At 72.1% G+C, this 25238-nt stretch carries 27 protein-coding genes and 1 pseudogene; 6 read left to right on the forward strand and 22 right to left on the reverse strand.

The features are described from left to right. The first annotated feature begins 154 nt into the window (after positions 1 to 154). Together ACRAKF_RS30155 and ACRAKF_RS30160 are read left to right on the forward strand one after the other, a co-directional pair. Positions 155 to 1363 (forward strand): S8 family peptidase, encoded by a 1209-nt coding sequence (locus tag ACRAKF_RS30155; protein ID WP_447040698.1) that lies wholly within the window; start codon positions 155 to 157, stop codon positions 1361 to 1363. 83 nt (positions 1364 to 1446) lie between these two features. Next, positions 1447 to 1815, forward strand: coding sequence for a nuclear transport factor 2 family protein (locus ACRAKF_RS30160; RefSeq protein ID WP_447040700.1), 369 nt, complete (start codon positions 1447 to 1449; stop codon positions 1813 to 1815). Here the strand turns inward: ACRAKF_RS30160 and ACRAKF_RS30165 are convergent. The 16 genes from ACRAKF_RS30165 to ACRAKF_RS30240 all read right to left on the reverse strand — a co-directional run bounded on the left by ACRAKF_RS30165 (position 1800) and on the right by ACRAKF_RS30240 (position 16865). After that, positions 1800 to 2345, reverse strand: coding sequence for a GNAT family N-acetyltransferase (locus ACRAKF_RS30165; RefSeq protein WP_447040702.1), 546 nt, complete (start codon positions 2343 to 2345; stop codon positions 1800 to 1802). The two genes, ACRAKF_RS30160 and ACRAKF_RS30165, sit on opposite strands and share 16 nt — an antisense overlap. Positions 2346 to 2444: 99 nt before the next feature. Beyond that, positions 2445 to 3302, reverse strand: a complete 858-nt coding sequence (locus tag ACRAKF_RS30170) for an SCO6745 family protein (protein WP_447040703.1) — start codon at positions 3300 to 3302, stop codon at positions 2445 to 2447. Positions 3303 to 3313: 11 nt separating this feature from the next. Continuing rightward, positions 3314 to 4078: a sirohydrochlorin chelatase gene (locus tag ACRAKF_RS30175; protein WP_447042248.1), complete on the reverse strand. Its 765-nt coding sequence runs from the start codon at positions 4076 to 4078 to the stop codon at positions 3314 to 3316. A 50-nt stretch (positions 4079 to 4128) separates the two neighbouring features. Then, complete coding sequence (locus ACRAKF_RS30180) at positions 4129 to 5055, reverse strand: ABC transporter permease (RefSeq protein ID WP_447040705.1); 927 nt, start codon at positions 5053 to 5055, stop codon at positions 4129 to 4131. Further along, a complete protein-coding gene (locus tag ACRAKF_RS30185; RefSeq protein WP_447040706.1) occupies positions 5042 to 5833 on the reverse strand; it encodes an ABC transporter ATP-binding protein in 792 nt (263 codons plus the stop codon). The genes ACRAKF_RS30180 and ACRAKF_RS30185 overlap by 14 nt, the downstream gene beginning before the upstream one ends. 45 nt (positions 5834 to 5878) lie before the next feature. Then, positions 5879 to 7033, reverse strand: a complete 1155-nt coding sequence (locus ACRAKF_RS30190) for an aliphatic sulfonate ABC transporter substrate-binding protein (protein WP_447040708.1) — start codon at positions 7031 to 7033, stop codon at positions 5879 to 5881. 224 nt (positions 7034 to 7257) lie between these two features. After that, entirely contained in the window at positions 7258 to 8625 is a 1368-nt protein-coding gene (locus ACRAKF_RS30195) for a sulfate adenylyltransferase subunit 1 (RefSeq protein ID WP_447040710.1), read from the reverse strand. Between the two features lie 2 nt (positions 8626 to 8627). Beyond that, positions 8628 to 9566, reverse strand: coding sequence for a sulfate adenylyltransferase subunit CysD (gene cysD, locus ACRAKF_RS30200; RefSeq protein ID WP_447040712.1), 939 nt, complete (start codon positions 9564 to 9566; stop codon positions 8628 to 8630). Further along, positions 9563 to 10129 (reverse strand): adenylyl-sulfate kinase, encoded by a 567-nt coding sequence (gene cysC / locus ACRAKF_RS30205; protein ID WP_447040714.1) that lies wholly within the window; start codon positions 10127 to 10129, stop codon positions 9563 to 9565. Before cysC ends, cysD begins: the two co-directional genes overlap by 4 nt. Further along, on the reverse strand, positions 10126 to 10842 hold the full coding sequence (locus tag ACRAKF_RS30210; protein ID WP_447040716.1) for a phosphoadenylyl-sulfate reductase: 717 nt from the start codon (positions 10840 to 10842) through the stop codon (positions 10126 to 10128). The genes cysC and ACRAKF_RS30210 overlap by 4 nt, the downstream gene beginning before the upstream one ends. Continuing rightward, positions 10839 to 11018 (reverse strand): hypothetical protein, encoded by a 180-nt coding sequence (locus ACRAKF_RS30215; protein WP_447040718.1) that lies wholly within the window; start codon positions 11016 to 11018, stop codon positions 10839 to 10841. The genes ACRAKF_RS30210 and ACRAKF_RS30215 overlap by 4 nt, the downstream gene beginning before the upstream one ends. Next, entirely contained in the window at positions 11015 to 12712 is a 1698-nt protein-coding gene (locus ACRAKF_RS30220; RefSeq protein WP_447040720.1) for a nitrite/sulfite reductase, read from the reverse strand. The genes ACRAKF_RS30215 and ACRAKF_RS30220 overlap by 4 nt, the downstream gene beginning before the upstream one ends. Positions 12713 to 12848: 136 nt before the next feature. Beyond that, positions 12849 to 12932 (reverse strand): putative leader peptide, encoded by an 84-nt coding sequence (locus tag ACRAKF_RS30225; protein ID WP_324611535.1) that lies wholly within the window; start codon positions 12930 to 12932, stop codon positions 12849 to 12851. A 113-nt stretch (positions 12933 to 13045) separates the two neighbouring features. Beyond that, positions 13046 to 13633, reverse strand: coding sequence for a GNAT family N-acetyltransferase (locus ACRAKF_RS30230; RefSeq protein ID WP_447040722.1), 588 nt, complete (start codon positions 13631 to 13633; stop codon positions 13046 to 13048). 23 nt (positions 13634 to 13656) lie between these two features. Continuing rightward, a complete protein-coding gene (locus ACRAKF_RS30235; RefSeq protein WP_447040724.1) occupies positions 13657 to 14955 on the reverse strand; it encodes a GAF domain-containing protein in 1299 nt (432 codons plus the stop codon). Between the two features lie 275 nt (positions 14956 to 15230). Next, positions 15231 to 16865 carry an acyl-CoA dehydrogenase family protein gene (locus ACRAKF_RS30240; RefSeq protein ID WP_447040725.1) on the reverse strand — a complete coding sequence of 545 codons (1635 nt, stop codon included), beginning with the start codon at positions 16863 to 16865 and terminating at the stop codon, positions 15231 to 15233. A 17-nt stretch (positions 16866 to 16882) separates the two neighbouring features. Between ACRAKF_RS30240 and ACRAKF_RS30245 the strand changes: the two genes are divergently transcribed. Then, positions 16883 to 18025, forward strand: a complete 1143-nt coding sequence (locus ACRAKF_RS30245; protein WP_447040726.1) for a YihY/virulence factor BrkB family protein — start codon at positions 16883 to 16885, stop codon at positions 18023 to 18025. Positions 18026 to 18116: 91 nt separating this feature from the next. Here the strand turns inward: ACRAKF_RS30245 and ACRAKF_RS30250 are convergent, their stop codons facing one another. Continuing rightward, positions 18117 to 18989, reverse strand: coding sequence for an NmrA family NAD(P)-binding protein (locus tag ACRAKF_RS30250; protein WP_447040727.1), 873 nt, complete (start codon positions 18987 to 18989; stop codon positions 18117 to 18119). A gap of 80 nt (positions 18990 to 19069) precedes the next feature. On the opposite strand from ACRAKF_RS30250, the gene ACRAKF_RS30255 reads away from it, so the two are divergent. Then, positions 19070 to 20014 (forward strand): AraC family transcriptional regulator, encoded by a 945-nt coding sequence (locus ACRAKF_RS30255; protein WP_447040728.1) that lies wholly within the window; start codon positions 19070 to 19072, stop codon positions 20012 to 20014. A 5-nt stretch (positions 20015 to 20019) separates the two neighbouring features. Then, a pseudogene (locus ACRAKF_RS30260) lies at positions 20020 to 20733 on the forward strand (helix-turn-helix domain-containing protein); the annotation flags it as partial. Here the strand turns inward: ACRAKF_RS30260 and ACRAKF_RS30265 are convergent. Further along, positions 20728 to 21144 (reverse strand): VOC family protein, encoded by a 417-nt coding sequence (locus tag ACRAKF_RS30265; RefSeq protein ID WP_447042249.1) that lies wholly within the window; start codon positions 21142 to 21144, stop codon positions 20728 to 20730. The pseudogene ACRAKF_RS30260 and the gene ACRAKF_RS30265 sit on opposite strands and share 6 nt — an antisense overlap. A gap of 267 nt (positions 21145 to 21411) precedes the next feature. Here ACRAKF_RS30265 and ACRAKF_RS30270 point away from each other — a divergent pair, with 267 nt between their 5' ends. Continuing rightward, positions 21412 to 21822, forward strand: a complete 411-nt coding sequence (locus tag ACRAKF_RS30270; RefSeq protein WP_447040730.1) for an NUDIX hydrolase — start codon at positions 21412 to 21414, stop codon at positions 21820 to 21822. A 28-nt stretch (positions 21823 to 21850) separates the two neighbouring features. Here ACRAKF_RS30270 and ACRAKF_RS30275 read toward each other — a convergent pair whose 3' ends face one another. From ACRAKF_RS30275 to ACRAKF_RS30290, 4 genes are read right to left on the reverse strand one after another with little or no spacing between them, the layout of a single operon-like run. After that, positions 21851 to 22576 (reverse strand): hypothetical protein, encoded by a 726-nt coding sequence (locus tag ACRAKF_RS30275; RefSeq protein ID WP_447040731.1) that lies wholly within the window; start codon positions 22574 to 22576, stop codon positions 21851 to 21853. Between the two features lie 54 nt (positions 22577 to 22630). Further along, positions 22631 to 24025 carry a hypothetical protein gene (locus tag ACRAKF_RS30280; protein WP_447040733.1) on the reverse strand — a complete coding sequence of 465 codons (1395 nt, stop codon included), beginning with the start codon at positions 24023 to 24025 and terminating at the stop codon, positions 22631 to 22633. A gap of 9 nt (positions 24026 to 24034) precedes the next feature. Further along, positions 24035 to 24340, reverse strand: a complete 306-nt coding sequence (locus ACRAKF_RS30285; RefSeq protein WP_447040734.1) for a DUF397 domain-containing protein — start codon at positions 24338 to 24340, stop codon at positions 24035 to 24037. After that, a complete protein-coding gene (locus ACRAKF_RS30290; protein ID WP_447040735.1) occupies positions 24337 to 25176 on the reverse strand; it encodes a helix-turn-helix domain-containing protein in 840 nt (279 codons plus the stop codon). The genes ACRAKF_RS30285 and ACRAKF_RS30290 overlap by 4 nt, the downstream gene beginning before the upstream one ends. Positions 25177 to 25238 lie beyond the last annotated feature (62 nt).

Raw genomic sequence — 25238 nt, forward strand, 5'->3', positions numbered from 1 at the left:
CGCGCGTCAATCCGTCAGGGTTTCGTCCCAACACCCGGAGATCTTCCGGGCCGCAGGGGCTGTCGCGACGGCTTTGTCGCCACGGCGCACCCCACGCGAGACAGCTGAATACCCCCCACATCCCCCCACATGCACCACGAGGAGACCCCTCTTCATGGCAACTCACAAGCGCGCTCGCTCGATGAAGCTCACCGCCGCGATAGCCACCACCGCCACCGCGATCGGCGTCACGGTCTTTGCCACCTCCTTCGCCGGTGCGGCCACCCCCGCCGAGGGCAAGGTGTACGGCGCCGAGGCCAAGGGCGCCGTCGCCGGCAGCTACATCGTGATGATGGACGAGAAGGCCGACAAGGGCGACAAGAGCGACCTGGCGCAGGAGTACGGCGGCGAGCTGAAGCGGAACTACTCCTCGGCGATCAACGGCTTCTCCGCCAAGGGCCTGAGCGAGACCGAGGCCAAGCGCCTCGCGGCCGACCCGGCCGTCGGCAAGGTCGTCCAGTCGAAGAAGTTCACCATCGACGCCACCCAGGACAGCCCGCCGTCGTGGGGCCTCGACCGCGTCGACCAGGCGGACACCGCGGGCGACGACAAGTACACCTACCCGGACGCCGCGGGCGAGGGTGCCACCGCGTACGTCATCGACACCGGTGTCCGCGTCAGCCACAAGGACTTCGGTGGCCGCGCCACCTCCGGCTTCGACGCCGTCGACAACGATGACGACGCCGACGACGGCAACGGCCACGGCACGCACGTCGCCGGCACCATCGCCGGTGAGGCGCACGGTGTCGCCAAGAAGGCGAAGATCGTCGCCGTGCGCGTCCTGGACGACCAGGGCTCGGGCACCACCGAGCAGGTCGTCGCGGGCATCGACTGGGTCACCAAGAACCACCAGGGCCCGTCCGTCGCCAACATGAGCCTCGGCGGCGGCGCCGACGAAGCCCTCGACGCGGCCGTGCAGAAGGCCATCGCCTCGGGCGTCACCTTCGCGGTGGCCGCGGGCAACGAGTCGACCGATGCCTCGCAGGGCTCCCCGGCCCGCGTGAAGGAGGCCGTCACGGTCGCCTCCTCCACCAAGGACGACGAGCAGTCCGACTTCTCCAACTACGGCGACGTCGTCGACATCTACGCCCCGGGCTCGGACATCACCTCCACCTGGAACACCGGTGACGACGCCACCAACACCATCTCCGGTACGTCGATGGCGGCCCCGCACGTCGCGGGAGCTGCCGCCGTCTACGTCGCCGCCCACCCGGACGCCAAGCCCGCGGACGTGGCCACGGCCCTGACCGAGGGCGCGACGCCCGACAAGATCTCCAACCCGAGCGAGGGCACGCCCAACAAGCTCCTGAAGGTCGTCGAGTAGTCTCGCCGTCCCGATGGACCGCGGCCGCCGTGCCCACCCCCACGGGGCACGGCGGCCGCTTCGCCATGACCTGGAGATGACCCGTGACTGACCGCAACCCCGCCGTCGATGCCGCCATCGACGGCGAACTGCACCTCCTGGACCCCGAGGTCCGCGCGTCGCCCGAGCTGTTCGGGGCTCTGCTGCACCCGGAGTTCACCGAGGTCGGGGCCTCCGGGACGCGCTGGGACCGGGCGTCGATCGTGCGGGTCCTCATGGCCCGCCCCGAACCGGGGGCCATCCCCACCACGACGTCCGGCATGCGGGGCGTGCAGCTCGCCGAGGACCTGGTGCATCTGACCTTCGACACGGACCGCGACGGCCACAAGGCCCACCGCAGCTCGCTGTGGCGGCGTACGGACGACGGCTGGCGGCTCTGGTACCACCAGGGGACGCCCTACGAAGAGGAGTGAGCTCCTCCGGTGGGCGGCGGCGCGGGGAGCCGTGAGGTGAGGAGCAGAGTGGTCCTGCCGTTCTCCTCGTGGACCTCGTGGCCCTGGGTGTAGCCGAGGCGCTTGAGGACGGCGAGGGAAGCGGTGTTCTCCGAGTCCACGGTCGCGTGCACCTCGGCAAGCCCCAGCGTCTCGTGGCCGTACGAGGTGAGCAGCCGCGCCAGCTCGGTGCCGAGCCCGAGGCCCCAGCTCTCCTTGGTCAGGCCGTACACGATCTCGTGGCCGTCCAGCCAGCTCTCGGGGGATGGCTTGATCTCGGCATGGCCGACGTAACGTCCGTCGTGGCGCACGGCCCAGACGGGGAAGCGCTCCTCGGCGTAGACGAGGCTGAATATACGGCCGAAGAGTGCCCGGTCCTCGGCGGCGCTCTGCACGCCCTCACCGAACCAGCGGCCCACGGCGTCGTCCTGGAACAGTGCGACGAAGTGCGTCTCGTCGGAGGCGACGTAGGCGGTGAGCGCCAGGCGTTCGGACCGCAGTTCGGGTGTCATCCGCGAGACGGTAGAGGGCCGGGGGCCTGCCGAGCAAGCGATTTGGCCCGGCCTTGGCCAACGGTTTGGCGTGGCCCGGCGTGATCCGGACGAGCGGCTCTAACCCGCCGTGCGGGGCAGGCCAATGGGGTTCGGGAAGGGGAGGATGCCGGAGTCCAGGACGGAGCGGGCGGCCGGGAGCAGGGCGGTGAGCAGGGCGTCCGTCGTCGCCCTGGTGAGGGGGCGCAGGAGGTGTCCCGAGAGGCGGTCCGTGTCGTCCTCCACCAGCTCGCGCTCGGTCACCCCGCGCTCGGTGACCCGGCCCGAGCCGTCGATCAGGCCCCGGCCGCGCAGCCGGTCCACGGAGAGCGCCCACTCCTCCTCGGTCCAGCCCCTGGCCTGCCGGATGCCGGCCGCGTCCACCCGGCCGGTGACGGCGGCGAGCGCCAGCGCCTCGGGGGCGTCCAGGCCGTGGTCGGCGAGGACCGCCACATGGGCGTCGCCGCGGAACTCGCGTACGCAGGTCGCCAGTTGCCAGAGCTGCTCGACCGGATCGGAGCGGTCGGCGAGGGAGCGGTTTGCGGCGAACAGGGGGCGGGCGAGCGGAGGCGCGCCCTCCACGGCGGCCGCCAGGGGCCCGTTGACCGCGGCCGCCAGGCTGTCGACGTCGGGCACGAGGCGCCGCAGCGCGCGTGCCGTGTGCCGGGCGCGCTCCTCGACGACACGGTCCGGCGACACGTACTCCCAGGCCGACGGCAGGGCGCGCTCGACCATGCCGGGCGCGAAGACCCCGAGTGCCGCCGCGGCGACGCCGGGCCCCACACGGCCCATCGGGGCGGTGCGGCCGGCGAAGTACCCCATCCAGAAGCCCTTGAGACCGAGGGCACGGCCGAGGCCGCGGCACTGCTCCTCGAAGTAGATCACCGCGTGCAGAGGTTCGGTCCGCAGCCACAGCGTGCGGGATCGGCTCGGGGTCATGGATCCACAAGCTAGGCCAGTGCGGGAGTCCGCGCCAGAGGAGCCGTCCGGCGGGTGCCGGAAACATGGGCCTCGTCGTAGCGCCGCAGGAGCAGCCCGGCCACCGCCGGTGCGGGGCCGAGGACTTCCGCGAGGACGTCGGCCCCGGCGGCGCCGCGCGCGATGCGGTCCGGCAGGAAGCCGGGGGCGAGGACGTACGGGGCGACGGCCACCCGCCGCACCCCGGGCTCGGCCCGCAGCGCGCGCACGGCGTCCTCGGTGCGCGGCAGGGAGGCGGAGGCGAACGCAGGCCGCACGGCGCACCAACCGGTGTGCCGCCACTCCCGCGCGATGTCAGCGATCACTGCGATCGCCTCCGGGTCGGAGGACCCCGCCGAGGCCAGGACGACCCCGGTCGAGGACTTGTCGGCGGGGTCGAGCCCCGCCTCGTACAACCGCTGCTCCAGAGCGGCCGTGAGCAGCGGGGACGGGCCGAGGACCGCTGCCGTGCGGATGCGCAGTCCTGCGGGGGCCCGGCGCAGGACGGCCGGGATGTCGGCCTTCGCGTGGAAGGCGCGCGTCAGCAGCAGGGGGAGCGCGACGACGTCCCGCACGCCTTCGGCCGCGAGACGTTCCAGGACGCCCGGCACCGTGGCCGCGTCGAAGTCCAGGAAGGCGGTCTCCACCCGCAGCCCCGGGCGCAGCGACCGCACCCGGCGCACGAGCGCGTACACGGTCTCGGCGTGCCGCGGGTCGCGGCTGCCGTGGGCGATGACGAGCAGCACGGGCCGGTGCATGGGGCTCGCGGGGTACCCGAGACGCAGGGGTTGCGTGGGATGCATGGCTGTCAGCTCCGCACGAGGAGACCGCGGCCGCGCAGGACCCGCCGCTCCAGCGGACTGAAGATCAGCAGGTCGATGGCGATGCCGACGACGAGGATGAGCAGAATGGCCAGGAAGATCATGGGCATCGAGCTGGCGTTGCGGCCGTTCTCCAGCAATTGGCCGAGTCCGATGCCCAGCTCGGGCGAGGACGCGATGATCTCGGCGGCCATCAGCGACCGCCAGGAGAACGCCCAGCCCTGCTTGAGCCCCGCGAGATAGCCGGGCAGCGCGGCCGGGAGCACGATGTGCCAGGTGTGCCGCAGCCCCGTCGCGCCGAGCGTGCGGCCCGCGCGCAGGAACAGCGGCGGCACCTGGTCGACGCCGGAGACCAGGCCGTTGGCGATGGAGGGGACGGCGCCGAGCAGGATCACCGCGTACATCATCTTGTTGTCCAGGCCCAGCCAGAGCACGGCGGGCGGCACCCACGCCACCGACGGCAGCGACTGGAGGCCGGAGAGGATCGGGCCGATGGCCGCCCTGATGAACCGCACCCGCGCCACGATCAGGCCGAGCGGTGTGCCGATCACGAGGGCGAGCAGGAAGCCCAGGAGGCCGCGCGAGACGGACGTCCAGATGTAGTCGAGGAGCGTGCCCTGGAGCCAGGCATCGCGGACCTCGTCCCAGACCGCGGACGGCGAGGGCAGCTTGCTCGGGTCGTCCACGATCCCGAAGGAGACCAGCGCCTGCCAGACCACCAGGATGAGCAGCACCGCGGAGAGCGGCGGCAGCACCTTCTGTACGAGGACCTGGCGCACCGGGGTGCGGACGGGTCCCGCCTGGGACTCCAGGGCGTCGAGCCCCGCCTCAAGACCCGCGAGGTCCTGGCCGTCGCCGGCGTTCTTCGCCCCGTCGGCCGACTTCGCCTCTCCGGTCGTCTCAGTGCTGGCCATGGCGGCGGATCTCCCCACGCAGTTGTTCGGTGATCTCCAGCGAGAGCTCCGCCACGGCGGAGTCCTCGATGCGGCGCGGGTGCGCGATGTCGACCCGCCACTGGTGCGCCACCCGGCCGGGACGCGAGGAGAGGAGCACGACGCGCTGGGCGAGGCGCACGGCCTCGCGGACGTTGTGCGTGACGAAGAGGACGGAGACGTTCGTCTCGCGCCAGACGCGGGTCAGCTCGTCGTGCAGCACATCGCGGGTGATGGCGTCCAGGGCCGCGAACGGCTCGTCCATCAGCAGCAGTTGGCTGTCCTGGGCGAGCGCGCGGGCCAGGGCCACGCGCTGGCGCATGCCGCCGGAGAGCTCGTGCACCCGCTTGCCGTACGCCCCGTGCAGCCGGACGAGTTCGAGCAGCTCCTCGGCGCGCGGGCGGCGCTCCGCCTTCGGTACGCCGCGCAGCTTCAGGGCGAGTTCGATGTTCTTGCCCGCGGTCAGCCACGGGAAGAGGGCGTGCTCCTGGAACATCAGGGCCGGGCGGCCGTCGGTCGCGATGGACCCGGCCGAGGGCTTGTCGAGCCCGGCCACGAGATTGAGCAGCGTCGACTTCCCGCAGCCCGAGGCGCCGAGCAGCGTCACGAACTCGCCGGGCGCGACATCGAGGGTGATGTCGTCCAGGACGAGCTGGGGCCCGGCGGGGCCGTCGAAGCGCTTGGACACGTGCTCGATGCGGGCGGCGTGCGTGGCCGCGGTGCCGATGTCCTCCGCGGCCTTGGCGAGGGTGGTCGCCATGGTCGTCACCTCCAGGGAATCCAGGGAACGGGGCGTCTTCGGTGGTTACTCGACGCCGAGACCGGCGTCGTCGACCGGGGACTCACCCGCGGCCTTGAGGACCTTGTTCAGCGGACGCAAGTCGTAGATGCCCTTGAGGTCGGGCTTCTCCAGGAGCCCCGCCTCGACCGCGTGGCCGGCCTCGGCGTCGAGCGTGGCGGCCAGCGGATCGTCGGTGGTCCGGATGGACTTCCAGGCCGGGTCGAGCACCTTGGCGGGCAGTGCCTTGCCGGAGTCCGCCTTGAGCCGGGCGTTGGCGGCGGCCTTGGCCTTCTCCGGGTTCTTCTCGATGAAGGCGTTGGTCTTCACCGAGCCACGCAGGACGGCCTCGACGACCTTGGGGTGCTCCTCCAGGAACTCCTGGCGCACGATGATGTTCGTGATCACGAACTTCTTGTCCGGCCACAGGTCGGCCTCGTCGAGCAGCACCTTGCCGCCCTCGGCGACCAGCTTGGACGCGGTCGGCTCGGGCACCCAGGCGCCGTCGATGGAGCCCGACCTGTAGGCGTCCGGGGTGATCTTGTTGTCCGTGCGGACCACGGAGACGTCGCCCTGGCCGCTCTGCGCGTCGACCTTCCAGCCCTTCTCGGCGATCCAGTTGAGGAAGGCCACGTCCTGGGTGTTGCCGAGCTGCGGGGTGGCGATCTTCTTGCCCTTGACGTCGCTCTGGGAGGTGATCTTCTTTGGGTTCACCACGAGCTTGACGCCGCCGGAGGCCGAGCCGCCGATGATCCGCAGGTTCTTGCCCCGGGACTTGGTGTAGCCGTTGATGGCGGGGGAGGGGCCGATCCAGCCGATGTCGATCGACCCGGCGTTCAGCGCCTCGATCTCCGAGGGGCCGGCGTTGAACTGGGAGTACTTCGCCTCGGTGCCGCCCAGCTCCTGCTGGAAAATGCCCTCGTGGCTGCCGACCAGAGCGGTGGCGTGGGTGAGGTTCGGGAAGTACCCGATCTTCACGCTGTCCAGGCCGTCGATCTTCTTCGCCCCCGCGGCGATCTTCGACCGGCCGCTCTGCTCGTCCGCCTGGGAGCCGTAGCCGCAGGCGGTCAGGGCCAGGGCGAGCAGCGGCAGGGCGGCGAGGGCCGCGCGGGTGCGGGGGCCGGTGGCGTGGCGGCCGGTGGTACGGGGGCCGGTGTGGCGGGAGGTGTGGCGGGCTGGCACGGGAGGGGGTCCTCTCGTCGGCCCGGCGCTCACGCCGTCAGGGCGCGGCCGGGGCTCTCGGCGGTATATGTCTTCGTGGGGCGGTGGTGCGGTGGGCGCGCGAGCGGTGCGCGTACGTCATCGCGCACATCGGGCGACGCCCCCCTGGCCACTGCCGAGGGCGCCGCTGCCGATGCGGCCGCCCTCCTTCGCGAACGTCGCGAACACGTCGACGTAGAACATGGTCAGAAGTCCCAGCCCTCGTCGTCCGCCGAAGCCAGGGCCGCGGCCGCCGCCTCGTCGGAGTCCGGCGCGGCGAAGGCGGTGCCCGCCATGCCGGCCGCGAGCGTCGTGCCGTCCGCCGGGTCGATCAGCAGGAACGACCCGGTGCGCCGGGAGTCCGCGTACGCGTCGAGGGCGAGCGGCTCGGCGGTGCGGACGAGCACCCGGCCGATGTCGTTGGCGACCAGTTGGCCGGGTGCCGGGTGCTGGGAGAGGTCGTCGAGGGTGAGCCGGGAGGGGATCTCCTTGACGATCGCCTTGACCGTGCGGGTGGTGTGCTTGAGCAGCACCCGCTGGCCGACGCCGAGCGGTGCGTCCGCGACGTGGCAGACGGTGGCCTGGATGTCCTGCGTGGACGGCGGGACGTCCTTGCTCGGCACGATCAGGTCGCCGCGCGCGATGTCGATGTCCTCCTCCAGGAGCAGCGTGATCGACTGCGGCGTCCACGCCACGTCCACCGGCTTGCCGAGCAGGTCGATCCCGGCGATCTTCGAGCTGCGGCCCGACGGCAGGACCGTCACCGACTCGCCCACGCGGAAGGTGCCGGCCGCGATCTGTCCCGCGTAGCCGCGGTAGTCGGGGTGCTCGGCGGTCTGCGGACGGATCACGTACTGCACGGGGAGGCGGGCGTGGCAGGTCGCCAGGTCGTGGCTGACCGGGACCGTCTCCAGGTGTTCGAGGACGGTGGGGCCGCCGTACCAGTCCATGTGGGAGGACGGCTCGACGACATTGTCACCGGCGAGCGCGGAGATCGGGATGGCGGTGATCTCCGGGACGCCCAGCTCACCGGCGTACGCGGTGAACTCCTCGGCGATCCGCGCGAAGACCTTCTCGTCGTAGGAGACGAGGTCCATCTTGTTCACGGCGAGCACGACGTGCGGGACGCGGAGCAGCGCGGCGACCGCGGCGTGCCTGCGGGTCTGCTCGATGACGCCGTTGCGGGCGTCGACGAGGACCACGGCGAGGTCGGCCGTCGAGGCGCCGGTGACCATGTTCCGCGTGTACTGCACGTGCCCCGGGGTGTCGGCCAGGATGAACCGGCGCTTGGGGGTCGCGAAGTAGCGGTAGGCCACGTCGATGGTGATGCCCTGCTCGCGCTCGGCCCGCAGGCCGTCGGTGAGCAGCGCCAGGTCGGGCGTGTCCTGGCCGCGGCCCAGCGAGGCCCGCTCGACGGCTTCGAGCTGGTCGGTGAGGACCGACTTGGAGTCGTGCAGGAGCCGGCCCACCAGGGTGGACTTGCCGTCGTCGACGGAGCCTGCGGTGGCGAACCGCAGCAGGGTGGTGGCCGACAGATCGGCGAACTGCTCGGTCACGGCGGTGGTGTTGCTCATGGTTAGAAGTACCCCTCGCGCTTGCGGTCTTCCATCGCGGCCTCGGAGAGCTTGTCGTCGGCCCGCGTCGCCCCGCGCTCGGTGAGCCGGGACGCGGCGATCTCGGTGATGACGGCGTCCAGCGTCGTCGCGTCCGAGTCGACGGCGCCCGTGCAGGACATGTCGCCGACCGTGCGGTAGCGGACGAGCCGCTTCTCAACGGTCTCCTCGTCCTTGGGGCCGCCCCAGTCACCGGCGGTCAGCCACATGCCGGACCGCTGGAAGACCTCGCGCTCGTGCGCGAAGTAGATCTGCGGCAGGTCGATGTCCTCGCGGGCGATGTACTGCCACACGTCCAGCTCGGTCCAGTTGGAGAGCGGGAAGACGCGCACGTGCTCACCGGGGGCGTGCCGGCCGTTGTAGAGCTGCCACAGCTCGGGGCGCTGGCGGCGCGGGTCCCACTGCGAGAACTCGTCCCGCAGCGAGAACACCCGCTCCTTGGCGCGCGCCTTCTCCTCGTCACGGCGTCCGCCGCCGAAGACCGCGTCGAACTCCTCGCTCTGGATCTTCTCGGTGAGCGGCACCGTCTGGAGGGGGTTGCGCGTGCCGTCGGGGCGCTCGCGCAGCTTGCCCGCGTCGATGTACTCCTGCACCGAGGCGACGTGCAGGCGCAGCCCGTGCTGGGCCACCACCCGGTCGCGGTACTCGATGACCTCGGGGAAGTTGTGCCCGGTGTCCACGTGCAGGAGCGAGAAGGGGACGGCGGCCGGGGCGAACGCCTTCAGCGCCAGGTGCAGCATCAGGATGGAGTCCTTGCCGCCGGAGAAGAGGATCACCGGCCGCTCGAACTCGCCCGCGACCTCGCGGAAGATGTGCACCGCCTCGGACTCCAGGGAGTCGAGGTGGCTGAGCGCGTAGGGGCTGTCGGTGCCCTCGTCGGTCACGGTGGCCACGGTGGTCATGCCAGACCCCTTTCGGTGAGCAGAGCGTGCAGGGCCGCGGCGGACTCCCGCACCGTCTGGTGCTGCGATTCGATGCGCAGGTCGGGCGACTCGGGCTCCTCGTAGGGGTCGTCGACCCCGGTGAGCCCGGAGATCTCGCCCGCGGCCTGCTTGGCGTACAGGCCCTTCACATCGCGTACGGAGCAGACGTCGACCGGCGTCGCGACGTGCACCTCCAGGTACGGGGTGCCGCCGCTCTGGTGGCGCTTGCGCACCGCCTCGCGGCTGTCCTCGAACGGCGCGATGACCGGTACGAGGGCCAGGACGCCGTTACGGGCCAGGAGCTCGGCGACGAAGCCGATGCGCTGCACGTTGGTGTGCCGGTCCTCGCGGCCGAAGCCGAGGCCCGCCGAGAGGAACTCGCGGATCTCGTCGCCGTCGAGCACCTCGACGCGCCGGCCCCGCGCGCGCAGCAGGCCCGCCAGCTCGTACGCGATGGTCGTCTTCCCTGCGCTGGGCAGGCCGGTGAGCCAGACGGTGGCTCCGGTCACGTGACTCTCCTGAATCCGCTGTCCCGCGGTCATCCGTGGATCCCGCACTCGGTCTTGGCGCTGCCGGACCATCGTCCCGCCCGCGCGTCCTCGCCCTCCAGGAGACGGCGGGTGCAGGGCGCGCAGCCCACCGAGCCGTAGCCGTCCATCAGGAGGGGATTGGTGAGGACGCCATGCTCGTTCACATACGCGTCGACATCGTCCTGCGTCCACCGCGCGATCGGCGAGACCTTGACCTTCTGCCGCTTCTCGTCCCAGCTGACCACGGGGGTGTCGGCGCGAGTCGGCGACTCGTCGCGGCGCAGCCCCGTCGCCCAGGCCGCGTACCCGGTCAGGCCCTCTTCGAGAGGTTGCACCTTGCGCAGCTTGCAGCACAGGTCGGGGTCGCGGTCGTGCAGCTTCGGGCCGTACTCGGCGTCCTGCTCGGCGACGGTCTGCCGGGGCGTCAGCGTGATGACGTTGACGTCGAGCACGGCCTCCACGGCGTCGCGGGTGCCGATGGTCTCGGGGAAGTGGTAGCCCGTGTCGAGGAAGACGACGTCCACGCCCGGCATGGCACGCGAGGCGAGGTGGGCGACGACCGCGTCCTCCATGGAGGAGGTCACGCAGAACCGCGGGCCGAAGGTGTCCGCGGCCCACTTCAGGATCTCCGCGGCGGAGGCGTCCTCCAGGTCGCGCCCGGCCTGCTCGGCGAGCGCCTTCAGCTCGTCGTTCGTACGGGTCTCACGCGCTTGAGTGGCCGTCATATCCGATCCCCTCCGCCGTCGGTGCGCTGGACGCCCCGGGCGAGGAGCCCGAGGAACTTGAGCTGGAAGGCCCGGTTGCACGCCGCGCACTCCCACGCGCCGTGGCCGGTCTCGTTCGGTCGCAGGTCCTCGTCACCGCAGTAGGGGCAGTGGAAGGGCGCCGCACGCTCGCTCACTTGAGGTCCTCCTCGCCGGCGCGGGCGGCCCAGGCGGCGAACCGCTCGCCGTCCTCGCGCTCGGCCTGGAAGCGCTTGAGGACCCGCTCGACGTAGTCGGGCAGCTCGTCGGCGGTGACCTTCAGGCCGCGGACCTTGCGGCCGAACCCCGCGTCGAGCCCGAGGGCGCCGCCCAGGTGCACCTGGTAGCCCTCGACCTGGTTGCCGTCGTCGTCAAGGACCAGTTGGCCCTTGAGGCCGATGTCGGCGACCTGGATGCGGGCGCAGGCGTTCGGGCAGCCGTTGAGGTTGATGGTGATCGGCTCGTCGAACTCCGGGATGCGGCGCTCCAGTTCGTCGATGAGCGAGGCGCCGCGGGCCTTGGTCTCGACGATGGCGAGCTTGCAGAACTCGATGCCGGTGCAGGCCATGGTGCCGCGCCGGAAGGGCGAGGCGTTGACCCGCAGGTCGAGCGCTTCGAGCGCGGAGACGAGCGGCTCCACCTGCTCCTCCTCGACGTCGAGGACGATCATCTTCTGTTCGGCGGTGGTGCGCAGGCGGCCGGAGCCGTGGGCCTCGGCGACGTCGGCGATCTTCGTGAGGGTGGTGCCGTCCACGCGGCCGACGCGCGGGGTGAAGCCCACGTAGAAGCGGCCGTCCTGCTGCTTGTGCACGCCGAGGTGGTCGCGCCAGACGCCCGCGGGCTGCTCGGGCGCGGGGCCGTCGGCCAGCTTCCGCTCCAGGTACTCGTCCTCCAGGATCCGGCGGAACTTCTCCGGGCCCCAGTCGGCGACGAGGAACTTCAGGCGGGCGCGGTTCCGGAGCCTGCGGTAGCCGTAGTCGCGGAAGATGCCGATGACACCGGCGAACACGTCGGGTACGTCGTCCAGGGCCACCCAGGCTCCGAGGCGCACGCCCAGCTTGGGGTTGGTGGAGAGGCCGCCGCCGACCCAGAGGTCGAAGCCGGGGCCGTGCTCGGGGTGGTGCACGCCGACGAAGGCCACGTCGTTGATCTCGTGGGCCACGTCGAGCTGCGGGGAGCCGGAGATCGCCGTCTTGAACTTGCGCGGCAGGTTGGAGAACTCCGGGTTGCCGATGAAGCGGCGCTGGATCTCGTCGATGGCGGGGGAGCCGTCGATGATCTCGTTCTCGGCGACGCCCGCCACGGGGGAGCCGAGGATGACGCGCGGGGTGTCGCCGCAGGCCTCGGTGGTCTGGAGCCCGACGGCTTCGAGCCGCCGCCAGATCTCGGGCACGTCCTCGATGCGGATCCAGTGGTACTGGACGTTCTGCCGGTCGGTGAGGTCGGCGGTGCCGCGCGCGAACTCCTCGGAGATCTCACCGATGACGCGGAGCTGCTCGGTGGTCAGCCGGCCACCGTCGATGCGCACCCGCAGCATGAAGTACTCGTCGTCCAGCTCCTCCGGGGCGAGGACCGCGGTCTTGCCGCCGTCGATCCCGGGCTTGCGCTGGGTGTACAGACCCCACCAGCGCATGCGCCCGCGAAGGTCGTTGGGGTCGATGGAGTCGAAGCCGCGCTTCGAGTAGACCGTCTCAATACGTGTCCGCACGTTGAGACCGTCGTCGTCCTTCTTGAACTGCTCGTTCCCATTGAGCGGCGTGAAGTGACCCACGGCCCACTGGCCCTCGCCGCGGTGACGGCTCGCCTTGCGGCGGGGCGTGGCTGGGGCGGGCTTCTCTGGCGTGGCGGGCATGGATTTATCGTCCTTCGGGCAGCGGGAATGCGGCTCTGACCTGCGGGTATCGGCACATGCGAAAAGTGCGCGCGGCGCTGCGCAGGGAGAAAGTCAGGGAAGACCGGTGATCAGATGGGCGGCGGTGCTGAGTCGATCAGCAGGCCGGACACATGGCGCTGGACATGCGGCCGAGGTCGACGTGACGCCGACTCACCAAGGCAGTTCCAGTGCGATCCATGACGGAAGCGTGTCACGGGACTTTCGGCCCAGTCCAGCATTATCCAAAATGCGGACACCCTTGTCCCGTATCGTGGACAAGGGTGTCGTCGGTCACATCGGCGGGGGCCGGTGTCAGTCCCTCGCGGCCCCCGGCCACGGCCCCGGATTCGGCACGTCGGGCTCCTGCTCGACCTTGGTGTCGAAGAGGCGGAAGCCGCGCCGCAGGTAGTTGTCCATGGCGTGCTCGCCGTCCTTGGAACAGGTGTGCAGCCAGACGCGTTCGGTCGGCGCGAGCCCCGGCCACCGCTCCGCCAGGTCCCACGCGCGCGCGAGCCCGTACGAGAGGAGGTGGCCGCCGATCCTGCGGCCGCGGAAGGAGGGCAGGAGCCCGAAGTAGACGATCTCGACGACGCCCTCCGGCCCGTCCCCGCTCTCGCCGCGCGCCGCCAGCTCCACGTACCCGGCCGGCGTGCCCCTGTCGTAAGCGACCCAGGTCTCCACGCCCGGCCGGCCGAGCAGCTTCTCCCACTCGGCGTACGTCAGGGACAGCCGGTCGGTCCAGCGGATGTCGCCGCCGACGGAGGCGTAGAGGAAGCGGCTGAACTCGGGCGAGGGCACTTCGGCGCGCACGACGCGTACGTCGCCCTCGGGCGCGGCGGCGGGCAGCAGGTCGCGCGGGGAGGTCTGCTCCAGCGACCAGGTGGTGACAGTGAGACTCATGGGGCTCAGCGAATCATGGGCGCTCACGGCCCCGCCACGCACCGCCCCCGGCGCACGGCGGGCGCGGTCGAGTGCGGCAGGAGGCCGGAAGGGTCGTCCGGCAGGATCACCTCGACCCGGACCTTCTCGTGGAAGCGGTAGGGACGGTTTTCGAGGAGCCCGCCCAGGTAGCGGCGGACGCGGGACAGTTCGGCGCGGACCGTCACCGTGCGGGCGGGGTCGCCGAAGAGGTCGCGGGCCAGGTCGGAGGCGCTGCGGCCCTCGGGGTGCGTGGACAGGACGTAGAGCAGCTCGGCGTGACGGGGGCTCAGCTCATGGGTCCAGTCGCGGGCGCCGCCGAGCGCCGTGATCGTCCAGTGGCGGGCGCCTCTGACGTTCAGGACGAGCCGGGCGGCCGCGGGCGGCTCCGGTTCGTCCCCGGGGTTCTCCGGGCGCAGCAGCCAACCGCCGGGCAGCGGCTCCACCCGGCAGACGCCGAGCGAGGGCAGCCAGGACCGGCCCGCCATCAGCGACTTGGGCAGGGCGAGGCGGTCCTCCAGGGGCATCCCCGTGACGGTGGCGGTCCAGCCGTGCACGTCCACCGCGAGCGCCCGGCCCTCCAGGCGCGCCAGGATGGGGGCCGCCACCGCCCGCAGCCGGTTCAGCGACCTCTCGTGCCGCTCCCGCAGCCGGGCCTCCGCGAGTTGGGCCACCGAGTCGACCAGGGCGAGCGTCGCCGGGTGCATGGTCCGCAGCGGGCCGCTGACGTCGATCACGCCGAGCAGCCTGCCGTCGCGCGGATCGGTCACCGGGGCGCCCGTGCACGTCCACGCGTGCTGGGTGCGCACGAAGTGCTCGGCGGAGAACACCTGCACCGGGCGCCGCACCACCAGCGCGGTGCCGACGCCGTTGGTGCCCACGACGTCCTCGCTCCAGTCCGCCCCGGGCGTGAAGCCGAGGGCGTCCGCCCGGCGGAGCACGGCCGCGCTGCCCTCGCGCCACAGGACCCGCCCGTCCGCGTCGCAGACCACCATGATGTGCTGCGCGGCGTCCGCCACGGGCACCAGGGCGTGGCGCACGACAGGCAGCACCTCCGCCAGCGGCGAGGCGCGCCTGCGCTGCTCCAGCTCCTCCTCGTCCAGCGGACTCGACCGGTGGCCGCGGTCGGGGTCGACGCCGCCGGTCATCATGCGCACCCAGGAGTCCCCGATCACCGGACGCGGCAGGACGCGCGGACGCCGTCCGGAGAGCGTGGCGTCGCGCACGCCCGTCAGGAGCCGCGCGGCCTGGGCGCGGTCCATGGCGGAGATTCGTTCGAGGTCGATCGTGGAGGGAGCGTTCATCACCGCGGAGTCCTTTCGAACCGGACCGGTGTACCGGGCTTCCCTTCATCGTGCCCTGTGGCCACGCCACCACGTGATGGCTCGGCAGTGAATCGACGGGGGCGCCGCCGCCGCGCGTTGCAACCTCCTGCAACCCTGGCGCGGTCCCGGCAGGGGGACGAATCTGTACCCAACGCCGCCCGTGCGGTGTTCACGCTCCTCAAGGGGCCTGAAGTGCGGGGGTGGTGCCGTGTCGGCGCAGCACCACCCCCGTGTCGGTTCCCGGGCGGCCCGCGCTACGGCCGCGCGGCGGCCCGCTCCACCACCGAGGCCAGGTCCAGGGTGTGCGGCAGGGTGCCGAACGCCGTGCCCCAGTCGCCGCCGAGCCGCGAGGCGCAGAACGCGTCGGCGACCTCCGAGGGCGCGTACCTGACCAGCAGCGATCCTTGGAGCACCAGCGCCATGCGCTCCACCAGGCGCCGGGCCCGCGCCTCGACGCCCGCCAGGTCGGCCAGCTCCGTCAGCAGGTCCTTGATCGCGCCGTCCAGGCGGTGGTCGGCGCCGCGCGCCTTGCCGACCTCCTGGAGGAACGCGTTGAGCGCCAGCGGCTCGCGCTGCAACGCCCGCAGCACGTCCAGGGCCTGTACGTTGCCCGAGCCCTCCCAGATGGAGTTGAGCGGTGCCTCGCGCAGCAGCCGGGGCATGCCCGACTCCTCGACGTAGCCGTTGCCGCCCAGGCACTCCAGGGCCTCGCCGACCATCGGCGTACACCGCTTGGTCACCCAGTACTTCGCCGTGGGCACCGCGAGGCGCAGGAACGCCCGCTCCTGCTCGCCCCCGTCGTCGTACGCGGCGGCGAGACGCATCGCGAGCGTCGTCGCCGCCTCCGACTCCAGGGCCAGATCGGCCAGTACGTTGCGCATCAGCGGCTTGTCGATGAGCTTGCCGCCGAACGCCTCCCGGTACGTGGCGTGGTGCACCGCCTGCACGACGGCCTGCCGCATCAGGGCCGACGAACCGATCACGCAGTCCAGGCGGGTGGCGGCCACCATCTCGATGATGGTGCGCACCCCGCGGCCCTCCTCGCCGACCCGGCGCGCCCACGTCCCGTCGAACTCGACCTCGCTGGAGGCGTTGGACCGGTTGCCCAGTTTGTCCTTGAGCCGCTGGATCGCGAAGACGTTGCGCGTGCCGTCCTCCAGGACACGCGGCACGAGGAAGCAGGTCAGCCCCTGTTCGGCCTGGGCCAGGACGAGGAAGCCGTCGGACATCGGCGCCGAGCAGAACCACTTGTGGCCCGTCAGCTCGTACGTCCCGTCCTCGGCCAGGGCACGCGCGCGTGTCGTGTTGGCCCTTACGTCGCTTCCGCCCTGTTTCTCCGTCATGCCCATTCCGAAGAGAACACCGGCCTTCTGCGACGCCGGGCGAAGCCCCTGGTCGTAGATGGTCGAGGTCAGGCGCGGCTCCCACTCGGCGGCCAGCGCCGGGTCGGCGCGGAGCGCGGGCACCGCCGCGTGCGTCATGGAGACCGGGCAGCCGTGCCCGCCCTCGGTCTGCGACCAGACCAGGAACCCGGCGGCCCTGCGCACATGCCCGCCGGGCCGCGTCCACGCGGCGGTCAGGCCCGCGCCGACCGCCTTGCCGAGCAGCCGGTGCCAGGACGGATGGAAGTCGACCTCGTCGATCCGGTGCCCGTACCGGTCGTGCGTGCGGAGCACGGGAGGGTTCTCGTCGGCCAGCGTCCCCCACTCCTGTGCCTGGGCCGAACCGGCGCTGCGGCCGAGCAGCGAGAGCTCGTCGCGGGCCTCGCCCAGGAGCGCGGGGTCCAGATGCCGCTCCACGCCCTCCACGAGGGCCCGGTCGGACGCGAATACGTCATATCCGACCAGGGGCGGAGCCTGGTTGGTCACTGTGTGGGTGGTGGCTGCCATGCCGCTACGGTAAGGAGGTGCACCAGGCAAAAGAAACACCCGGGCAGCCCGCGGGGCGCTGGAACCGGGCCCGCGTTCTGTATCGAAACGTCTCCAAGCGCAGGACCGCCTGGCTGCTGCTCAAGGACACCGTCAACTCGTGCATCGAGTACCGCATCCTCGGGCTCGCGGCCGAGGCGGCGTTCTTCACGCTGCTCTCCGTGCCGCCGCTGCTCCTGAGCCTGATCGGGCTGCTCGCCTACGTCGACACGTGGACGGGCGCGGACACCATCGCCAGCGTCCAGAACAACATCCTTGAGGCGTCGCGTACGGTCCTGTCCGACCGGGGGGTCAGCCAGATCGCGGAGCCGATACTTCAGGACGTCATCAAGGTCAGCCGGCCCGACGTCATCTCCATCGGCTTCCTCTTCGCCCTCTGGTCGGGCTCGCGCGCGGTGAACGTCTTCATCGACACGATCACCGTCATGTACGGCCTCGACGGGGTGCGCGGCATCGTCAAGACCCGCATCCTCGCCTTCGGCCTGTTCCTCGTGGCGCTGCTGATCGGCTCGGTGGCGCTGCCGTTGATGGTGGCGGGGCCCGACGCGGTGGTGGACCTCCTGCCGGGGTCCACGACGGTCGTCCAGATCCTCTACTGGCCGGTCGTCGTCCTCCTCTCCGTGGTCTTCCTGACGACGCTCTACCACGTGTCCGTGCCGGTGCGGTCGCCGTGGGTCGAGGACATGCCGGGCGCGCTGGTCGCGCTCGGCATGTGGGTCCTCGGCAGCTTCCTGCTCCGGATCTACCTCACCAGCACGGTGGAGGGCCCGACGATCTACGGCTCGCTCGCGGCGCCGGTGGCCGTGCTGCTGTGGATCGGCGTGTCGGCCTTCGCGGTCCTGGTGGGCGCGGCCGTCAACGCGGCGATCGACCGCGTCTGGCCGTCCGTCGCCACGGCCGTGGCGCGTGCGGCCAACGACCGCATAAGGGAGGCGCAGGCCGCGGAGGTGGTGGCCCGCGCGGCCGCCGCGCGCGAGGCGTACGCGGACGTGGACCCGGACGACCCCGAGATGCCCTCGGAGTTCCCGGAACGCTGGTCCCGCTTCCTCCCCCCGGACGACGTGACGTCACGCCTGCGGACCCACGCGAAGAAGTCCGGCGAGCAGCCTCCTCCGGAGTAGGCGGGAAATTCAGCCCCTCCGGCGTTTGAGGAGCGGGGTCCGGGGCGGAGCCCCGTGGGGGTGCGGACCGGACCCCGCCGGGCCGGGGCGGTCACTGCCAGGCGCCGGCCCCCGCGCACTCGCGGGCGAAGGCAGTGAAGTCCCTCGGGGCGCGCCCGAGGACCTCCCGCACCCCCTCGGAGAGCTCCGCGTTGCGTCCGTCCAGGTTCGTCTCGAAGAGTTCCACCAGGAACTCCGCCTCGTGCGGCGGAACACCGAACTCCGCGAGAGCGGCACCGTACTCGGCGGCCGACACCGGAACGTACGCGATGTCCCGCCCCGTCGCCGCCGAGACCTCCGCGACCGCCTCGCGGAAGGAGAGCAGCCGCGGGCCCGTGAGGTCCAGGACGCGGTCGGCGAAGCGGCGGTCGCCGCCCGTCAGGACCGCCACCACCACGTCCGCTATGTCCCTCGTGTCGATGAACGGCTCCAGCACCTCGCCCGCGGGGAACACCAGCTCCCCGGCGCGCATGCCGTCGAGCAGCGGGCCCTCGCTCAGGTTCTGCGCGAACCACGACGCCCGTACGACCGTCCAGCGCGCCCCGCAGTCCCGTACCGCCTGCTCCGTCGCGTGCGCCTGGTGCTCGCCGCGCGCGGAGAGCAGGGTCAGCCGCCGCACGCCGAGTTCGACCGCGAGCCGCGCGAACGCGCCGACCGCTTCGGCCGCGCCGGGAGCCCCGACATCCGGCACGTACGCGATGTGCGCCGCGTCGGCGCCCCGCAGGGCGTCCGCCCACGTCGACCGGTCCGCCCAGTCGAACCGCACCGCCCCGTCCCGCGAGCCCGCCCCGTTCCGCGAGGCCGCCCGTACCGTGAGTCCGGCCGCCTGCGCCGACTCCACGACCCGGCGGCCCACCCGCCCGGTCGCGCCCGTCACCAGCAGCGTCCGGATGCCCGCGTCCGTCATGTCCGTGTTCGTCGTCATGGGTTCAGTCAACCGGCCCGCCGGCCCCGCGCCCATCGGCGAAAAGCTCACGGTCATACGCCTGCGTCTACGCTGCCGCCATGGACGTACTGGCAGGCTTGCTGGAAGGCCCGCGGGCGCGCGGTGCCTTCATGATCCGGGCGCTGTTCGACCCGCCCTGGTCCGTGCGCATCGCGGACGAGGCCCCCCTCTCCGTCATGATCATGGTGCGCGGCACCGCGTGGATCCGCACCGGGAACGGCGGGCCGGCGCAGCGCGTCCGCCCCGGTGACGTCGCCATCGCCCGCGGCCCTGACCACTACACCTGCGCCGACGAGCCGGACACCGCCCCCTTCGCCGAGATCCGGCCCGGCCAGCGTTGCGTGCCGCTGGACGGCGCCCCCGTCGCCCGCTACGCCGACCTGGGGCTCCGCGCCTGGGGCGAGTCCCGTGACGGTTCCGTGGAGATGCTGATCGGCACCTACCAGATGCGGGGCGAGATCACCGGACGGCTCCTCGACGCGCTGCCGCCCCTCCTCGTGCTGCCCACCGAGGTGTGGGACTGCCCGCTCACCCCGCTGCTCGCCGAGGAGATCAGCCGCGCCGACCCCGGCCAGGAAGTCGTCCTCGACCGCCTGCTCGACCTGCTGCTCATAGCCGCCCTGCGGGCCTGGTTCTCCCGGCCCGAGGCCGAGGCCCCCGCCTGGTACCGGGCGATGGGCGACCCCGTCGTCGGCCGCGCCCTGCGGCTGCTCCAGGACGACCCGGCGCACCCCTGGACGATCGCGGACCTCGCGGCGAAGGCGGGCGTCTCGCGGGCCGCGCTCGCCCGGCGGTTCACGGAACTCGTGGGGGAGCCCCCGATGACGTACCTGACGAACTGGCGGCTCGCGCTCGCCGCCGACCTGCTGCGCGACAGCGGGCTGACGATCGCCTCCATCGCCCGCAAGGTCGGCTACGGCAGCGCCTTCGCCCTCTCCGGAGCCTTCAAGAGGGTGTACGGGGTCAGCCCGCAGGAGCACCGCGGCCGTGGCGGCGTAGCCTGACAGGCGTGGTCGATCAGCACGTCGCGCGCTATCACGAGCGGCCGTCGCGGCTGGCCGGCGCGGTCGTCTGGACCAGCGTCCCGGCCGCCGTCGGTGGTGACGACGGCGTGCGTCCCGTGCTCCCCGACGGCTGCATGGATCTGCTGTGGAGGCAGGGGCGGCTCTTCGTCGCCGGGCCGGACACCCGCGCGTACGTCCCGGGCGGCACGGAGACCGGCGGGCGCCATGTCGGTGTCCGTTTCCCTCCCGGCACCGCCCCGGCCCTGCTGGGCGTACCGGCCCACGAACTGCGGGACCAGCGCGTCGACCTGGCCGATCTGTGGACCTCGGCGCGGGTCCGCCGCCTCACCCGGTGGGTGGACGCCGCGGACGACCCCATGGCCGCTCTCGAAGCCGTCGCCGTGGAGCGCGCCGCCGACGCCGCGCCCCCCGACCCGCTCCTCGCCGAGGTCGTCCGCTGCCTGGACGCCGGGCGTCCGGTCGCCGAGACCGCCGCGAGGGTCGGGCTCAACGCCCGCACGCTGCACCGCCGTTCACTGCACGCCTTCGGCTACGGGCCCAAGACGCTGGCCCGGGTGCTGCGGCTCCAGCGGGCGCTCGCCCTGGCCCGCGACGGCCTGCCGTACGCACACACGGCGGCCGAGGCGGGCTTCGCCGACCAGGCCCATCTCGCCCGCGAGGTACGGGAGCTGACGGGCCTGACGCTCGGCGGGCTACTGAACGGGCAGGTGGTCGAGGGGCGCGAAGAGGTCGACTCCGTTGCCGTCCGGGTCGAGCACGGTGGCGTACCGCTGCCCCCAGGGAGCGTCGAACGGCTTGAGCTCGCTCTCGTGCCCGGCGGCCATCAGCTCCGCGTACGAGGCGTCGACGGCCTCGGGGGAGGCGCAGAGGAAGGCGAGCCCGATCCGGCCGCCGCCGGCCGGCTGCCAGCCGGGGTGGAAGGACCGGACGGTCTCCTCCGTGTCGAAGGCGATGCGCAGACCGCCGAGGACCTGGGCCTCGACGTGCGGGGCGCTCTCGGCGTCCTCGGGGAAGCGCAGGCCGAGCCGCCGGTAGAAGGCGAGGGACGCGGCCATGTCGGAGACGACGAGGCCGATGAGGTCGAAGCGTGGGATCGGTGTGCTGTTCATGCCTCGCAGCGTAGGAAAGCATCCGGTGCGGGGTCTTGAACGAAACGGACACGGCGTGCCCCGGCCGCGGCCCACGGGCCGTGCGCGCAGACGCCCGACAGACCGCCCGCGCAGACGCCTTGAGAGCCGTGTGGGTGACCGGCTACGGCGATGAGTTGACGAATGTCCAGGCTCCGCCCCCGCGCGACCAGCCAGAACACGGCCAGATGGCCGAGACGTGCCCCCGCCGCCTGTCACCCTCCCCCGATCCCCGCTACGTTGGAGGGTATGGATTATCCCGGTGACAACCGGCTCGCGGCGGCCGTCGTGGCCCATCATGGCCGCGTCCTGCTCGTGCGTCGCAGTGAGACCGAGCGGTTCCATCCCCGGGTGTGGGGCGTGCCGTGCGGAAAGCTGGACCCGGACGAGAGCCCGCGCGACGGCGTCCTGAGAGAGCTCAAGGAGGAGACCGGGCTCCTCGGCGAAGTGATGCACAAGGTCGGCGAATCCTCCTTCCTCAGTGTCTACCACGGCCACGAGGTGAAGAACTGGCAGGACAACTTCCTCGTCCGCCCCCTCACCTTCGACGTGACGCTCCCCCTGCCCGACCAGGCCTACCGCTGGCTCGCACCGGCCGACTTCGGCTCGGTCGACATCGACGACTACAACCGCGAGATCGTCCGCCAGGCCTTCAGCTAAAGCCTCGCGCCAACCGATCAGCCTCGCGTCAACCGATCAGCTCCGCGAGTACGGACAACTCCGCCAGGTAGTCCGACACCTCCAGCGGCTTCTTCCTCGCCATCGCGCCCGCGTCCGCCGCGCCAGGTCCCGTGAACACGTCCGTGTACCGGCGCCGCTCCGCTCCCGTCTCCAGGAACAGCGTGACCGTGGGGCCCGCGGAGGCGCACCACGCCCGGTGCAGGACGTCCGGCGGCAGCGCGTAGCCACTGCCCGCCGCGTACTCCATGGTCAGCGTGAGACGCAGCCGGGCGCCCCCCGCCGGCTGGAGCAGCCAGTCGCCCCCGTCGCCCGACAGCGACTCGCGGTACCACGACGCGGGCACGCCGCCGTCCGACGCCGCGTGGGCCGCCTCGTACAGCTCCATGCCGAGCGCGCCCCGCACCACGTGCGACGCCAGCGGTGAGCGGTGGTTGTGGACGTCCTCGCGGGCGCCGGCGCCCGGATGCCAGATGTGGGCGCGCAGCATGTGCCGCGGCCCGCCGTCGATGAGCAGCAGTTTGTCGAAGCCGAGGACGTGCCGGTACGACAGGAGAGCGCATCCCGAGGGGTCGCCCTCGCCCTCGGCCAGTTCCCGTACGAGGGGCAGGAGCCGTTCCTCGCGGCCGAGTTCGGAGATGACCGTCCGGGCGGACCGCACCAGATCGTCCCCCGTGGCTTCGTCGAGGGCGTCTTCGAGGAGCCGTCTCGCGTCGTGGACGTGCCGACCACCCAATGGATTCTTCCCCTCGTCAGCCGCGCAAGCACCCGCGCACGCGGAGCCGGGGGTTCAGTCACCCGGCTGATACATCCATACGGCATGTGCCCGCAGCACCGAAAGCCCTTGGTAGGTCATCCACAGCGGGTGGGCGAGATCGTCACCGTCCCACGTCCAGATCCCGTCGCTCTGCTGCCGCCAGACCGAGGCGGCGGCACCGGCCAGCATCTCCTGCCAGGCCGCGTCCAGCCCTCCCTCGGCCGCGGTCTCCCTGGCCCCCGGCGTCAGCAGGGCCCGCATCACCCAGGCGGCCGAGAAGTGCCGTACGGACAGCACCTCGTGCCGCGAGGCGTCGACCGGATGCGGGCGGCGCACCGACTCGTGGCCGCTCTCCAGGTCCTCGCAACCGTCGTGGGCGGGCCCCGGGCAGGCCAGCAGCCAGCGGATGCCGTCCTGACGGGTGGCACGTGCGTTCGCGTCCTCGCCGAGCACCCGCGCCGTCCGGTCGAGCGCGACCACGGCCTGCGCGGTGTGCACGGGCGACGGCACGACCGGGCGCCCGCCGAGCGGCGCGAGCCGCGCGCCCCAGCAGCGCCGGTGCTGCCGGGCCGGATCGGTGACCGCTCCGTCGACGAGCGCGTCCCGCAGCCGCGGCAGGGCGTCCGTCCCGGGCGCCGCGCGCAGCAGTCCGCGCAGCACGGTGGTCACCACGTGCGTCATCTCAAGCCCGGCGGGCTCCATCTCGTGCCGGAACCGGTCCGCGCACTGCTCCGCCTCCGCGGCGAGCCGCTGCGGGTCCGCGCCCGCCCGCGCGAGCGCGCCGAGCACCAGGGCGGTCACCTCGGGGCGCGGCACGGCGCCCTGCGAACGCGCCGCCCAGCCGCCGTCGGGCAGCCGCAGCCGCCAGAGCGTCTCGACCAGCTCCGAAGCGCGCAACCGCCCGTCGGGTACGCCGAGTTCGAGCACCGTATGCAGTCCGTACGCCGTCCCTGTCGCCGTCGGCCGCACCGGCTGGGACTGCTCGTCCAGCGCGTGCGGCCAGCCGCTGAGACGGCCCCGCAGCGGATCGTCGAAGACCGTGAGCCGGGCGGCGAGGGTTTCGTACGTGGCCGCCGACAGACCCGGCAGCGGGCCCGCGCCACCGCCCCGCGTGGCCGTGCCGGGACCCCGCTGCGGCGGAACCCCGTCGAGCGTCCCCGTGACCCCGCTCCCGCCCGCCCTCGCCCGCATCAGGGCCCCGGCCAGCCAGGCGCAGAGCCCGGTGCCGACGCCGCTGACCAGGGCGAGCGAATAGCGTGCGGTGTCCCCGTACAGGGCAACGGGCAGCAGCCCCACCAGGGCCTGGAACACCGCGTACCCCACGGCGATCGGCCCCAGGGCGCCGAGCCATGACACGAGCCTGCCGGCTGGGGGCTCGGGCGTGGGCTCGGGCGGCGCGGAGGGCCCGCGCGCGGGTGCGGTTCGCATGCTGCTCGCTCAGCGGTTCGCGGTGTGCTTGATGAACTCCCCCCAGGCCCGGGGCGCGAGGGCCAACTGGGGCCCTCGGGGGTTCTTGGAGTCTCGTACGTGGATGGTGGACGGGCAAGAGGCGATCTCGACGCAGTCGCCCTCGCTGCCGCTGCTGTGGCTGGATTTGCGCCAGCCATGGGCTACCTCGACGCAGTCGCCTTGGCTGCCGCTGCTGTAGCTGGACTTGCGCCAGATGAGGGCGACTTCGATGCAGTCGTCGCCCTGCGAGCCGCTGTAGCTGCTCTTGAACCAGGCCAGTTCGTTGGTGCTCATAGCGCTCCTCGCATCCGCTTCAGCAGGCTCACGGAGTCCTCGGGGGTGAGAGCCTGCGAGCGCATCTTGGCATACCGCTGCTGGAGCACGCTGATGTCTTTCCGGTCTGAGATCAGCAGTCCGGCCTGCTGGCCTTCGGAGTACGCGAACCACTGGTGGTCCTGGGCTTCCAGGAGTTGCAGAGGGCCGTCTAAGCCCGAGTGCGTCGGCTGTTGCAGCGGCATGAGCTGCAACTCGACGTTCCAGTGCCGCTCGTTCAAGTCGAGCAGACGGTCGATGATCTCCCGCGTCACTTCGTGACCGCCGGTGCGCCGCTCAAGGACGGACTGCTCCAGGATGAAGCTGAACGAGGCGGCCGGTTGCCGGTCGACACTCAGCAGCCCCTGCCGTGCGAGCCGCGCGGCCACGCGCTCCTCCATCTCTTCGGGAGTCGGCAGGGGTGGCACGCACCAGCTCACGGCCTTCGCGTACGCCTCGGTCTGCAACAGGCCGGGGACGACCCGGCATTCGTACGTATGGAGAGTGACCGCCTGCTCCTCCAGGCTCGCCCACTGGCGGAACCAGGCCGCCAGGCCGGGCTGGCGGGTCACTCTCTGCGCGGCCTTGCGGAGGATGCCGAACGCGTCGAGGATCTCCTCGGCCCGTTCCACGAACCGCGCCGGAGGCAGCCTGCGGCCCTGCTCGACGGAGGCCACGAAGTGGACGGAGTACCGCACGCGCCGGGCGAACGCCTCCTGCGTGAGGCCCGCGCGTTCGCGGAAGCCTTGAAGGACCGCGCCGAAAATCTTGAGACTGTCGCACGGCTCGGGTTCGCTGCTGATGGTGTCGGCGGCCATGGCTGATACCCCCAGGTGTCTGATGTTCTGATGGTGAACCCCGCCAAGCCCCATATGGTCAC

The sequence above is a fragment of the Streptomyces sp. DSM 118878 genome (assembly GCF_052936595.1).

What these genes read in the sequence shown, in the direction of transcription:
- ACRAKF_RS30155 (WP_447040698.1), top strand. Translation starts at nt 155, where the DNA reads ATGGCAACTCACAAGCGCGCTCGCTCGATGAAGCTCACCGCCGCGATA.
- ACRAKF_RS30165 (WP_447040702.1), bottom strand. Translation starts at nt 2,345, where the DNA reads ATGACACCCGAACTGCGGTCCGAACGCCTGGCGCTCACCGCCTACGTC.
- ACRAKF_RS30170 (WP_447040703.1), bottom strand. Translation starts at nt 3,302, where the DNA reads ATGACCCCGAGCCGATCCCGCACGCTGTGGCTGCGGACCGAACCTCTG.
- ACRAKF_RS30175 (WP_447042248.1), bottom strand. Translation starts at nt 4,078, where the DNA reads ATGCACCGGCCCGTGCTGCTCGTCATCGCCCACGGCAGCCGCGACCCG.
- ACRAKF_RS30180 (WP_447040705.1), bottom strand. Translation starts at nt 5,055, where the DNA reads ATGGCCAGCACTGAGACGACCGGAGAGGCGAAGTCGGCCGACGGGGCG.
- ACRAKF_RS30185 (WP_447040706.1), bottom strand. Translation starts at nt 5,833, where the DNA reads ATGGCGACCACCCTCGCCAAGGCCGCGGAGGACATCGGCACCGCGGCC.
- ACRAKF_RS30195 (WP_447040710.1), bottom strand. Translation starts at nt 8,625, where the DNA reads ATGAGCAACACCACCGCCGTGACCGAGCAGTTCGCCGATCTGTCGGCC.
- cysD (WP_447040712.1), bottom strand. Translation starts at nt 9,566, where the DNA reads ATGACCACCGTGGCCACCGTGACCGACGAGGGCACCGACAGCCCCTAC.
- cysC (WP_447040714.1), bottom strand. Translation starts at nt 10,129, where the DNA reads ATGACCGCGGGACAGCGGATTCAGGAGAGTCACGTGACCGGAGCCACC.
- ACRAKF_RS30210 (WP_447040716.1), bottom strand. Translation starts at nt 10,842, where the DNA reads ATGACGGCCACTCAAGCGCGTGAGACCCGTACGAACGACGAGCTGAAG.
- ACRAKF_RS30220 (WP_447040720.1), bottom strand. Translation starts at nt 12,712, where the DNA reads ATGCCCGCCACGCCAGAGAAGCCCGCCCCAGCCACGCCCCGCCGCAAG.
- ACRAKF_RS30225 (WP_324611535.1), bottom strand. Translation starts at nt 12,932, where the DNA reads ATGGATCGCACTGGAACTGCCTTGGTGAGTCGGCGTCACGTCGACCTC.
- ACRAKF_RS30230 (WP_447040722.1), bottom strand. Translation starts at nt 13,633, where the DNA reads ATGAGTCTCACTGTCACCACCTGGTCGCTGGAGCAGACCTCCCCGCGC.
- ACRAKF_RS30235 (WP_447040724.1), bottom strand. Translation starts at nt 14,955, where the DNA reads ATGAACGCTCCCTCCACGATCGACCTCGAACGAATCTCCGCCATGGAC.
- ACRAKF_RS30240 (WP_447040725.1), bottom strand. Translation starts at nt 16,865, where the DNA reads ATGGCAGCCACCACCCACACAGTGACCAACCAGGCTCCGCCCCTGGTC.
- ACRAKF_RS30250 (WP_447040727.1), bottom strand. Translation starts at nt 18,989, where the DNA reads ATGACGACGAACACGGACATGACGGACGCGGGCATCCGGACGCTGCTG.
- ACRAKF_RS30255 (WP_447040728.1), top strand. Translation starts at nt 19,070, where the DNA reads ATGGACGTACTGGCAGGCTTGCTGGAAGGCCCGCGGGCGCGCGGTGCC.
- ACRAKF_RS30265 (WP_447042249.1), bottom strand. Translation starts at nt 21,144, where the DNA reads ATGAACAGCACACCGATCCCACGCTTCGACCTCATCGGCCTCGTCGTC.
- ACRAKF_RS30270 (WP_447040730.1), top strand. Translation starts at nt 21,412, where the DNA reads ATGGATTATCCCGGTGACAACCGGCTCGCGGCGGCCGTCGTGGCCCAT.
- ACRAKF_RS30280 (WP_447040733.1), bottom strand. Translation starts at nt 24,025, where the DNA reads ATGCGAACCGCACCCGCGCGCGGGCCCTCCGCGCCGCCCGAGCCCACG.
- ACRAKF_RS30285 (WP_447040734.1), bottom strand. Translation starts at nt 24,340, where the DNA reads ATGAGCACCAACGAACTGGCCTGGTTCAAGAGCAGCTACAGCGGCTCG.
- ACRAKF_RS30290 (WP_447040735.1), bottom strand. Translation starts at nt 25,176, where the DNA reads ATGGCCGCCGACACCATCAGCAGCGAACCCGAGCCGTGCGACAGTCTC.